Below are 12,129 nucleotides of genomic sequence, written 5' to 3'. Positions count from 1 at the left end.
TGTGAGTTCTTCTTGGTATCTGGTCATAAACTTATTGAAGTCCATAAAAGCATTATCAAGAGTGTTTATCTATTTCTTATTTTTCTCCAATTGTCTAATGTGAGTTTCGTGAAATGTTCTGTGCGAAATTCATTCAATAATGGAACTGACTTATTGTACTCTGTATGACTGTAAATGAATCCACATTTTTCTTGTACACGCCTTGATTTTTCATTTCCGTCAAAATAACCACACCAAACGGCAGTCTGCTTTAGGTCATCAAAAGCATATCGAAGTAGCTCATTTACAGCTTCGGGTATCAAGCCCTGTCCCCAAAATGGCTCTCCGAGCCAGAAACCTATTTCGCACTCGGTATCTGCTATTTTTGCAGAGTGAATTTCACTCCTTGAGGTCATTATTCCAATACTGCCGACCGCCTCACCAGTCTCTTTCAATATAACAGCGTAAGTTTCTGGCACTCTAAGGATGGTTGCAATGATCTCGCGACTATTCTCAATACTCGTATGTGGGGGCCAACCTGCTATCGGCCCAACATTAGGGTTTTGCGCATACTTGTAAAGTGCTTCGGCATCGTTCTCTAGCCATGGTCTCAAAATTAAACGTTCTGTTTGTAATTCCATATTTTTATTAAGATTGAATTTTACTCTATTATCTAGTTCACTGTATCTTTTCTACCTCTAACAATATAGAAAACTACACTAATAGCTATTCTAAAATACGCTGTTTTGCACCGCGCCACTCTATTCTCTTATTCTATTTGAGTATTATCCACTTTCCAGCCTTTGTTGAGCCTTCGTGCTTGATAACTCCTTCTTTAACCATCCTCCTAAGATAATAACGAATACTGTCCTCCGTTCTGTTTAACCTTTTTGCTAAATCTTTCCTTGTAACTTGCGGAAAGTTTTTTATTTCATCTAATATTTCATCTAATATTTCATCTAATATTTCATCTAATATTTCTTGGGCTTTTCTTGGGTCTTTCCTGGGCTTTTCTTGCGCAGTTTCTCCTCCAAAGCCTTCTTCAAAGTACTTTTGAGAGACGTTCTCAACTACTCGAAAAGCTGTAATCAATGAAAAATCAAAAGAGGCTTGCCCGTTACCGTTTTCTTTCAACTCCAAATATTCATTATTTCGGAATAGTCCGAAGTGTTTATTTTTTGAATATGACATTGCTTGTGCTCCATATTTTATTGAATGTTATCTTTCTGTAATCATTCACTACCCAAACTTTTGTTAAAGATACTTCCTGTATCACACCTTCTCACTATAATACTGCTCAACTGTGACCTATTGAGAGATGACCTTTGCCTCTATCATAAGGCTTTGATGTGTTGATTATTTTTCCCCTTTCAGTAAGCTTACATCCTGCATTGTAGAAGTATGGTTTCTACTTGCCGTCGGGTCTCCTTTCTGCCCAAGAATTTACAGACGAACCGCAGCATGGCTTCTACGGATGTAAAGTTCTTGTAGTTGATTGACTCTTGCTTTCCATTGAAGCCGAAAGACGGTTTTTATTTGCCGGCGGGGCTGCTTCCCATTTCAAACTCTACGGTCGCCCCGTTCATGATTTGCTCATGAGTAAGGAACGTCTCTCCGTAGGGGTTCCCATTCACTTTCACAGACTGTACGTATATGTTTTCTTTGCTGACATTGGGGGCAAGCACGGTAAAGGTTTTTCCGTTGCTCAGGCGCAACCGCAGTTCAGGAAACAGGGGAGTGCCTATTTCGTATTTCCCGCTCACCGGATTCACCGGATAGAAACCCATCGCGCTGAACACATACCATGCCGACATCTGCCCGCAGTCTTCGTTGCCGCAAAGTCCGGCGGGAGTATTGCGGTAAAGCTCGTTCATTACCTTTGCCACGTACTCTTGTGTGCGGTGAGGCTGCCCCACCGCATTGAAAAGGTAAATCACGTGGTGTCCCGGTTCGTTGCCGTGGGCATACTGCCCGATCATCCCCGTACTGAAAATGGGAAGTTCGTCATCTGCCGACGGATGATAAGTGAACATGCTGTCGAGCTTTTGCGCGAACTGCTGCCTGCCTCCCGTAAGTTCTATCAGCCCGTCGATATCGTGCTGCACCGACCAGAAATATTGCCAGGCATTGCTCTCGCAGATATGCGGAGTGTATTCGTCCGCTTTGAAAGGAGTGATGAAACTCCCCTTGTCATCGCGCGGTTGCATGAACGAAGTGGCGGGATTGTACACGTTGCGATAGTTTTGCGAACGCCGGTAGAACTCTTCCGCTACCTCCTTCTTGCCCATTTTATGCGCCATTTCGGCAATGCAGTAATCGTCGAAGGCATATTCCAATGTCCGGGAGAGCGACCAGTTCTCGGTATTGTACTCATCTTTTACGTTGTAAGGAACATAACCCAGCTTTTTGTACAGACCAATACCCCGGTATTCGTCGATGTTGGCGGTTGTCACGCAAGCCGCCAGCGCTTTCTCCGCATCGAAGTCGCCGATTCCTTTCAGATATGCGTCCGCAATCACGGGTACGGCATGATAGCCTATCATCATATCCGTTTCGCTGGCGTAGAAATTCCATACCGGCAGGCGGCCGTTTTGTTCGTAGAATGCGATGAACGATTTCACCATGTCGTTCACCCGTTCCGGCTGGGTGTAGGTGAACAACGGATGCGAAGCCCGGAATGTGTCCCACAGAGAGAAAGTGCTGTAGTTTACCCATCCGTCTGTCCGGTGCAACTTCTTGTCCGGACCGTAATAACTGCCGTCTACATCGCTATAGATGGTCGGCGCGAGCATGGAATGGTATAAAGCCGTATAGAAATTCACCTTATCATCTTCGTTGTTGCCTTTTACGTCGATCTTTCCGAGTTGGCGGTTCCAAGCCTTTTGGGTTGCGGCAAGATATTTGTCGAAATCATTCTCGGGCACTTCGGCTTGCAGGTTTCGGGCGGCTCCTTCCATGCTTACTCCCGACACGGCAGTGCTTACGAGTATCTGTTCTCCCTCTTCGGTGCTGAAGTCGAAGCGGGCGATGAAGGCTGTGCCGGTCTGTTTCCCCTCTTTCACGACGGCAGTCGTGTCCATCGTCACCTTATCGAAGGGGCGTGAGAAGCGGGTGCGGAAGTAGATACGCTGGTCGCGCGCCCATCCGTCGGAATAGCGGTAACCCTGAATGGTGACGGAGTCTACCACCTCGATGTGCGAGTCGTTTGTAAAGTCCCAGTTCATGGCTTTCTTCAGGTTGAGGAATACGGCGGCTTGGGCTTTCGGAAAAGTATACCGCTGGATGCCGCAACGCTCGGTGGCAGTCAGCTCCACATTGATGCCGTAATCCTGCAAGCGCACCCGATAGTATCCGGCATACGCCTTTTCGTCGGCGTGCGAAAACTTGGAGTGAATGCCCAGCGGCGCTTCGGCCTCCTTGTAGGGCAGGGTGACGGGCATGAACGAAATGTCGTACAAATCGCCTGCTCCCGTGCCCGAGAGGTGTGTATGGCTGAATCCGGCGATTGTGCTGTCGGGATAGAAATAGCCGGAAATACGGTCCCATCCGGGCAGACCGTTGTCCGGACTGAGTTGCACCATGCCGAACGGAGCTTGTGCGCCCGGATAAGTATTTCCCGTAAAGTCGGTCCCGATAAACGGATTGACATATTGCGTGTAGTCTGTTTCCGCAGATTTTTGAGAGGTAGTGCACGCCACCAGCAGGCAGGCACACAGAGCGAACAGGTGGAAAGGTGTTTTCATGGGTTACTTTTATAGTTGTATCTTTCGATTGTTTGTCGAATAATGATTGAAAAAACGGATTTACGGACAAAGGTAGGAAAAATAAGTGAAAAGCGAAAAAGGGCAGGAGTCTGCCTGAGATGAAAAAACAGTTTGCTTAAAAAACACGTTTAGACAGAGAAGCTATCATCGGTTTATTGAACCGTGTGGCGATTGCTAATCTCCCTCCCAATCTGCATATTCGTTCGGCAAGAGCTGTACGACTTTCTGTTTCGTCGGATTAATATGTTTTTAATTGTTGTCGGAAAAGAGATAAGACAGATTGGTGAATTGTGGAAATAATCGTGTAATTTTTTAAGAAAGTATGTGCTTTGTGTAAAATAATTTTAGATATCGGGCATGTCGCAGATCTTTCGCATTCACTATATATATATACTCGCTCTGATGAGCATATATATCTACCCTCATGAGTATATATGGCTACCGCGGTGAGTATATATGGCTACCAAGGCAACTTAATATAGCTGTCCGGGTGGGTGTGTAAATGTCTGAATTACAATATATTGAAAAGGTAATAAACTGACGTGTCTCAAACATAAGAATCGCCCCTGCCACAATTTCTTGCAGCAGGGGCGATTTTGCGGAAGAAGCTTTTGTCGGGCTTTCTCCTTTTTCATCTTGAATGTGTCGTATTTGCAAACCTCTCCGGTTAGATTTCCGCCAGCTCCAATACTTTCTCAACGGCAGCGTTCAATCCATCGGGGTTCTTTCCTCCGGCTGTGGCGAAGTGAGGCTGTCCGCCTCCACCTCCCTGAATCAGTTTGGCTGCCTCTTTCACCAGATTGCCGGCTTTCAGCCCTCCTGCTACCAGATTGTCGCTGATCATAACCGTCAGCATGGGTTTGTCGTTCTCTTTGCTTCCGGCTACGAAGAAGAGGTTCTCGGTTATCTCCCCGCGAAGTTGGAAAGCGATGTTTTTCACCATCTCGGCAGGTATCGGAGCGCAGAACTTAATCACTTTCACACCGTTCTTCTCCTGTACGTTTTGCAGAAGTCTCTCTTTCAGAGCGGCTTCTTTTTCTTTCATGAAGTCTTCTACCTGTTTCTTCAGTCCGGCGTTCTCGTCGAGATATTTGCGGATAGCTCCTTTCAGGTCGGGAGCGTTGTTGAACAACGCTTTCAGTTCGCTGAAGGTATCTTGAATATTGTTTAGCATCTCTTCCACACGAGCTCCGGTATAAGCTTCGATACGACGTACTCCTGCCGCAATCGAACTTTCGGAAACGATTTTCAGCATTCCGATGCTTCCGGTGGCGGCAACGTGCGTACCTCCGCAGAATTCGATGGAAGAGCCGAAACGGATGACGCGCACCTTATCGCCGTACTTCTCTCCGAAGAGTGCGATGGCTCCCATCTCTTTGGCTTCTTCGATAGGCAAGTCGCGATACTCCTGCAAAGGTATGTTGGCACGGATGCGGGCGTTGACCAATTGCTCCACTTTGCGGATTTCTTCGTCCGTCACTTTCTGGAAGTGAGAGAAGTCGAAACGCAGAGAGTCAGGCGTAACCAACGAGCCTTTTTGCTCGATGTGTTCGCCCAGCACTTCACGCAGAGCCGCGTCGATTAAGTGGGTAGCCGAGTGATTGGCGGCACAGGCCGCGCGCTTGTCGGTATCTACGCATGCCATCATCGGAGCTCCCGGATGTTCGGGCATTTTCTTCACGATATGTATCGGCAGGTTGTTCTCTTTCTTCGTGTCGATGACTTCAATGGTTTCGAATTCGTTCACTAATACTCCGGTATCGCCTACCTGTCCTCCGCTTTCGGCATAGAACGGGGTATAGTCGAGCACGATCTGGTACAACGTCTGATTCTTTTGTTTCACCTGACGGTAGCGCAGGATAGACGCTTCGTATTCGGTATAGTCGTAACCTACGAATTCGCTCGTTCCTTCTTTCAGTGTAATCCAGTCTCCGGTTTCCACAGCAGCTGCATTCCGGGCACGCGCTTTCTGTTGCTCCATCTCCGTATTGAATTCTTCGATATTGATAGTCATTCCTTTTTCGCGGAGAATCAATTCGGTGAGGTCGAGCGGAAAGCCGAAAGTGTCATACAACGTAAAGGCGTCTTTGCCGCTGATTTCTTTCTTGCCGGCAGCTTGAGCCTCTTCCGCTGTTTTGTCGAGCAGGCGGATTCCCGTCTCCAACGTGTGGAGGAACGATTCTTCTTCTTCCTTGATCACTTTTTCGATCAGCGTTTTCTGTGCCATCAGTTCCGGATAAGCATCTCCCATGTTGTCGATCAGCACCGGCAGCAAGCGGTACATGAAAGCCTGCTTCTGGTCGAGAAACGTGTATCCGTAGCGCACTGCCCGGCGAAGAATGCGGCGAATTACATAACCGGCCTTCGCGTTCGACGGCAATTGCCCATCGGTGATAGAGAAAGCAATAGTGCGGATATGGTCGGCAATGACGCGCATAGCTACGTCCTTTTGCTTGTCTTTTCCGTATTCGGTTCCGGCGATAGAGGCAATGGCCTTGATCATAGGCTGGAATACGTCGGTATCATAGTTGGAAGTCTTGCCCTGCAGTGCCATGCAAAGACGCTCGAAGCCCATCCCCGTGTCGATTACTTTGGCCGGAAGCGGTTCGAGGCTTCCGTCGGCCTTGCGGTTGTATTGCATGAATACGAGATTCCATATCTCGATCACTTGCGGGTGATCTTTGTTCACTAAATCGCGTCCTGAAACTTGGGCTCGTTCTTCGGCGGGGCGCAGGTCAATATGGATTTCCGAACATGGTCCGCAAGGTCCCGTGTCTCCCATTTCCCAAAAATTATCGTGCTTGTTGCCGTTGATGATATGATCTTTCGGCAGAAATTGTTCCCAATACGAAGAAGCCTCGTCGTCGCGGCTCAGTCCCTCTTCCGGGCTTCCTTCGAAGACTGTGGCATACAGGTTTGCCGGGTCGAGTTTCAGCACGTCTACCAGATACTCCCATGCCCATTCGATGGCTTCTTTCTTGAAGTAGTCGCCGAACGACCAGTTGCCCAGCATCTCGAACATGGTGTGATGGTAAGTGTCATGACCTACTTCTTCCAAGTCGTTGTGCTTTCCGCTTACACGCAGGCATTTCTGAGAGTCGGCCACTCTGTGGTATTTGGCGGGCTGGTTACCCAGAATGATATCTTTAAATTGATTCATCCCTGCGTTGGTAAACATCAGGGTGGGGTCATCTTTTATTACCATTGGAGCCGAGGGGACAATGTGGTGTCCTTTCGACTCGAAGAAACTCTTAAACGAATCTCTGATTTCTTTTGCAGTCAACATACTTTCTTTATATATCTATTGTTGAGGTTAATATTCTCAAAAAAACGATGCAAAGATAGCTTGTTTTTATTACTTTTGTCGTATTAACGAGTGAAATATTTCCAAAAAGATGCGCAAAGTTTACTACATCTATAACCCACGAACACAGACTTATGACCGGATCTATCCCACTGTAAGACAGCGGGGGCTCAGTATTCTGCGCAGGCTTTTTGTGGGTATGGGGCTGGGAGCGGGTAGCTTTCTTCTCCTTCTGCTGCTGTTCGGTTCTCCTTCGGAGAAGGAGTTGCGGATAGAGAACAGCCGACTTCTGGCACAGTACAATGTGCTTTCGCGACGATTGGATGATGCGGAGGAAGTACTCCGCGACATTCAGCAACGCGACGATAACCTCTACCGCGTCATAATGCAGGCCGATCCGATAGCTCCGGCTATCCGACAGGCAGGATATGGCGGTACGAACCGTTATGAAGAGCTGATGGATATGGCTAATGCCGGACTGGTGGTCAACACCACTCAGAAGCTGGATGTGCTTTCCAAGCAACTCTACATTCAATCCAAATCTTTCGATGATGTGGTAGAAATGTGTAAAAACCACGGTGAGATGCTGAAATGTATGCCTGCCATTCAGCCTATTTCGAATAAGGATCTTCGCCAGACAGCCTCTGGATACGGTACTCGGATCGACCCTATTTATGGAACGGCGAAATTCCATTCCGGCATGGACTTCTCCGCTTCTCCCGGAACGGACGTGTATGCAACCGGCAACGGAACAGTGGTGAAGATGGGGTGGGAGACCGGATACGGAAATACCATCGTGATAGATCATGGTTTCGGATATCAGACGTGGTATGCGCATTTGAGAGATTTTCGCACGAAATTGGGTAAGAAGGTGGTACGGGGAGAAGTGATAGGAGGGGTAGGGAGTACGGGCAAGAGCACCGGTCCTCATTTGCATTACGAGGTGCATGTAAAGGGGCAGGTAGTAAACCCGATCAACTATTACTTCATGGATTTGAGCGCGGAAGATTATGACAGGATGGTTCAGCTTGCCGCCAATCATGGAAAAGTGTTCGATTAATTATAAGGAAACAAGAGGAATATGCTAAATACCGATAAAGACTTGAAACTGTACTATTCCATCGCTGAAGTGGCTCAAATGTTCGGCGTGAATCAATCGCTGCTTCGTTTTTGGGAAAAGGAGTTTCCTCAGATTTCTCCCAAAACGGCAGGAAGAGGCGTAAGGCAGTACCGGAAAGAGGACGTAGAGACAATCGGTCTTATTTACCATTTGGTGAAAGAAAAAGGGATGACGCTTACGGGTGCCCGCCAGAAATTGAAAGATAATAAAGAAGGCGCTGCGCGTAATTACGAAATAATCTCTCGCCTGAAAGCTGTTAAAGAAGAACTTTTGGCTATTAAAAAGGAGCTGGACGAAAGATAAGCTTTGTCTGGTTGCTTGGCTTATTCTTCTATCCGGCTGACTTGCTTGATGTTCTTAATCTTTCGGAGGTTGTTGCACACCGAGCGCACATCTTCCACATCATGTACCCATAGCTGTATTTTACCTTCGAAGATACCGTCGTTGGTTTCGATGTTCAGTTTACGCATATTCACATTCATCTGTTTGGAAATTACTTGGGTGATATCGTTCAGAAGTCCTACGCTGTCTATTCCTTTGATATATATGTATACCAAGAATGAAAGCTCTTTGTGAGTATCCCATTCGGTTGCCAATATACGGTTTCCATAGCTGCTTTTCAACTTTGCCGCCACCGGGCATTGGCGTTTGTGAATGATAATACGGTTTTTCTCGTCGATATATCCCAGTACGTCGTCACCGGGGATAGGATGACAACATTCGGCCATGATGTATGTCTTCTGAAGGCTTTCTTCTGTCAATTTCAGTATTTGCTTCAGATTGATTTTTTCTATTTCGGTTGTTTTTTTCTCTTCCGGCTTCTCTTTGCTATTTCCAAAAGAGAAAGTAAGATACTTTTTCCAACTGCTTGATTGCTTTTCCTTCAGTTCATTTCTGTCTGCTTCTCCCAGTACAATATTTTCACTCCCGATTGCTGCAAGCAATTCTTCTGAGTCTTTGCATCTGTGTAATCGGCATAATTTCTCGATTACACTGTCTTCAAGGCGGATTTCTTCTTTCTGCAAGAACTCATTCAGTAATTTTTCTCCTTTCTTCTGATTGGCTTTTTGCTCTTTTCGAAGAATGGCGGCTATTTTCGTGCGGGCGCGGGCTGTAGTGGCAAACAGTTCCCATTGAGGCTGTACCCGTTGCGATTTGGATGTAAGTATTTCTACCTGATCGCCGCTTTGCAGCTTATGGCTGATCGGTACTAATTTATGATTGACTTTGGCTCCAATGCAATGGCTTCCGATATCGGTATGCAACGAAAATGCGAAATCGAGAGCGGTGGAGTTTTGAGGCATGGTTTTCAGTTCACCTTTCGGGGTAAATACAAATATCTCCGAAGCAAACAGATTGAGCTTGATAGTATCCAAAAAGTCGATAGCATCCGGCTGAGGGTCGTCTAATATTTCTTTGACAGTTTTAAGCCATTTCTCCAATTCTCCTTCGTCTTCGCTGCCTCCTCCTTCTTTGTACTTCCAGTGAGCGGCAAATCCTTGTTCGGCTACGTCATTCATTCGTTCGCTGCGTATCTGCACTTCGATCCATTGGCCGTTGTTTCCCATGAGGGTGACGTGCAGAGCTTGATATCCGTTGGCTTTGGGATGGCTTACCCAATCGCGCAACCGATCGGGATGCGGCTTGTATATTTTGGAGATAGTCACGTAAATATCGAAGCAATCGTTCAGTTCTTCTTCCTGATTGCGCGGTTCGAAAATGATGCGAACAGCAAGCAGATCGTATATTTCTTCGAAAGGTATATGCTTGGTTTGCATCTTGTTCCATATGGAATAGATGGATTTGACGCGCGCTATTAGTCGGTATTTCAGTCCCATCTTATCCAATTGTGTACGGATAGGGCTTGTGAATTCGTTGAATACTTTGTCGCGTTCCGCAGCCGTAGCATTCAGCTTTTCTTCAATCTCGACATACTCTTCCGGATGTTCATATTTGAAGCTGAGGTTTTCAAGTTCTGTTTTTATCTTATATAATCCCAGCCGGTTGGCTAAGGGAGCGTAGATATAGAGCGTTTCACCGGCTATTTTGTATTGCTTGTTTGGCAACATGGATCCCAAAGTCCGCATATTATGCAAGCGGTCGGCTATTTTAATGAGGATTACCCGGATGTCGCTCGACATGGTAAGCAACAGTTTCTTGAAGTTTTCGGCTTGTGCCGAAGCGTGATCGCCGAAGATACCGCCAGATATTTTGGTTAACCCGTCTACAATCTGGGCTATTTTGGGACCGAAAATGTTTTCAATATCTTCTACCGTGTAATCGGTATCTTCTACGACGTCGTGCAACAGAGCGGCACAGATAGAGGTCGACCCCAGTCCGATTTCATTGCACACTATTTTCGCAACCGCTATCGGATGCAGAATATAAGGTTCACCGGAGCGCCGTTTGATGCCTTTATGCGCTTGATTGGCAAAATTGAACGCTTTGGTGATGATTTCAATTCTTTTACGGTGTTTTGTGCCGAGATAATCGGTCAGCAGTTTTTGAAACTCCTGTTCGATCATCTCTTCATCGGTCATTTCTTTTGGGGGTAAGTTATCCATAGTTGTTGTTCTTTCACTTGCTTAGCTTTGCAAAAATAGCCAAAATCCCGAATGATGCAAGCAAAAAGCTTTTTATTTGTATATTTTGAGTTGCTTTCCTGCCGAGATTTGAGTTTTGGACAATCCATTCCATCGCTGGAGATCTTTTACGCGTACATTGTATTTGCTTGCAATGGAGGATAACGTGTCTCCTTTTCTGATTTTATAGTATGTGACATTCCCGCTTCCTCGGCTCTTACCGGTTCTGCGCGCGCTCGGAGTGTCGTCTTTCATTTCAATCACTTTCCGGTTGTGGAAAAGTTCTTCCGAACGATGTGCGTAAATTGTGTCTTGTCTGTCGATAAAAGAGCTGATTGCATGAATTGGGAGCCGTAAGGTATAAGGCTTATGATCACCGGGGATGATTTGTTTTTTGTATTGTGGATTCAAGCTTTTGATTTCATCCAGTGGAACATTGCAGAGCTCTGCTATTTGCATGAAATGCAGGTTTTTGTTTATTTGCACGGTATCCGTATTTGCCGGGATATTGGTTTCCATCGGGCAAATATTGTGGTCGCAATAATACGTCATTACATAGTTGGCGGCAATGAAAGCAGGCACATATCCCCTGGTTTCCCGAGGCAACAGATTGTATATTTTCCAATAATCGGTTTCGCCTCCGGCCCGTCGGATAGCTTTATTAATGGTCCCGGGACCGCAGTTGTAGGCAGCGATAACCAGGTTCCAATCACCGTAAATGGCATGCATCTCTTTTAAATAGCGGGCTGCCGCCCAAGTCGCTTTTATCGGGTCGCGGCGTTCGTCTACCAAGCTGTTGGATTCAAGTCCGTAGATTTTTCCTGTACCTATCATGAACTGCCAAAGCCCTGAAGCGCCTGCCCGTGATACTGCGGAAGGGTTGAGCGCCGACTCGATGATCGGGAGATATTTGAGTTCCAAAGGAAGTCCGTAAGCATCGAGCGCTTCCTCGAAGATGGGCATATAGAAATTACATGCGCTCAACATAAAGGCCACTTGGTTGCGAAGTCGTCCGGCATAGAGGTCGATAAACTTGCGAACAATCTCGTTGTAAGGCATTTCCATGATGGCGGGGATGCGTGACAAACGGTCGATATAAACCGAGTCGGTAAAGTACGGATTGATTTCGGCGGTGTTGCAATCTTTTCCTAAATCAATGTAATTTTTGGCTTTCCAGTCGGTTAGCAAGCTGTCGAGCGGGTAAGTCATGCTTTTAGGCAGATCAATGCTTTCTCTACGCACCGTTCCGTTTTCACGAATGACGACATCTACGCTTTGAGCTTCCGCACGTAATGCTACTGTCAGGAAAAGAAATATGATTGGATAATAAATTATAAGTTTTTTCATTCTTCAATAATTGGTTGAGTCATTTGTTTATTA

The 12,129-nt window shown here is 46.4% G+C and carries 8 protein-coding genes; 2 read left to right on the top strand and 6 right to left on the bottom strand.

The window, feature by feature from the left end; translation table 11 throughout:
• Window positions 1-65: 65 nt before the first annotated feature.
• The 4 genes from C234_RS0102585 to alaS form a co-directional block, all read right to left on the bottom strand.
• Window positions 66-620 (bottom strand): GNAT family N-acetyltransferase, encoded by a 555-nt coding sequence (locus C234_RS0102585; protein WP_021647071.1) that lies wholly within the window; start codon window positions 618-620, stop codon window positions 66-68.
• Window positions 621-753: 133 nt separating this feature from the next.
• Window positions 754-1,170 carry a winged helix-turn-helix domain-containing protein gene (locus C234_RS0102580; protein WP_027324489.1) on the bottom strand — a complete coding sequence of 139 codons (417 nt, stop codon included), beginning with the start codon at window positions 1,168-1,170 and terminating at the stop codon, window positions 754-756.
• Window positions 1,171-1,511: 341 nt separating this feature from the next.
• Entirely contained in the window at window positions 1,512-3,722 is a 2,211-nt protein-coding gene (locus C234_RS0102575; RefSeq protein ID WP_027324488.1) for a GH92 family glycosyl hydrolase, read from the bottom strand.
• A 688-nt stretch (window positions 3,723-4,410) separates the two neighbouring features.
• On the bottom strand, window positions 4,411-7,029 hold the full coding sequence (alaS, locus tag C234_RS0102570) for an alanine--tRNA ligase (RefSeq protein WP_027324487.1): 2,619 nt from the start codon (window positions 7,027-7,029) through the stop codon (window positions 4,411-4,413).
• A 109-nt stretch (window positions 7,030-7,138) separates the two neighbouring features.
• Here alaS and C234_RS0102565 point away from each other — a divergent pair, with 109 nt between their 5' ends.
• Both C234_RS0102565 and C234_RS0102560 read left to right on the top strand, forming a co-directional pair.
• Window positions 7,139-8,107 carry a M23 family metallopeptidase gene (locus C234_RS0102565; protein WP_021647076.1) on the top strand — a complete coding sequence of 323 codons (969 nt, stop codon included), beginning with the start codon at window positions 7,139-7,141 and terminating at the stop codon, window positions 8,105-8,107.
• 21 nt (window positions 8,108-8,128) lie between these two features.
• On the top strand, window positions 8,129-8,470 hold the full coding sequence (locus C234_RS0102560; protein ID WP_021647077.1) for a MerR family transcriptional regulator: 342 nt from the start codon (window positions 8,129-8,131) through the stop codon (window positions 8,468-8,470).
• Between the two features lie 20 nt (window positions 8,471-8,490).
• Here the strand turns inward: C234_RS0102560 and C234_RS0102555 are convergent, their stop codons facing one another.
• Together C234_RS0102555 and C234_RS0102550 are read right to left on the bottom strand one after the other, a co-directional pair.
• A complete protein-coding gene (locus C234_RS0102555) occupies window positions 8,491-10,731 on the bottom strand; it encodes a RelA/SpoT family protein (RefSeq protein ID WP_027324486.1) in 2,241 nt (746 codons plus the stop codon).
• Between the two features lie 72 nt (window positions 10,732-10,803).
• Window positions 10,804-12,096 (bottom strand): lytic transglycosylase domain-containing protein, encoded by a 1,293-nt coding sequence (locus C234_RS0102550; RefSeq protein WP_027324485.1) that lies wholly within the window; start codon window positions 12,094-12,096, stop codon window positions 10,804-10,806.
• Window positions 12,097-12,129: the final 33 nt, after the last annotated feature.

The sequence above is a fragment of the Bacteroides pyogenes DSM 20611 = JCM 6294 genome, assembly GCF_000428105.1.
Classification (GTDB): Bacteria; Bacteroidota; Bacteroidia; order Bacteroidales; family Bacteroidaceae; genus Bacteroides; species Bacteroides pyogenes.
The sequence above is the reverse complement of the archived record's forward strand: the minus strand, read 5'-3'. Positions and strand labels throughout refer to the sequence as shown.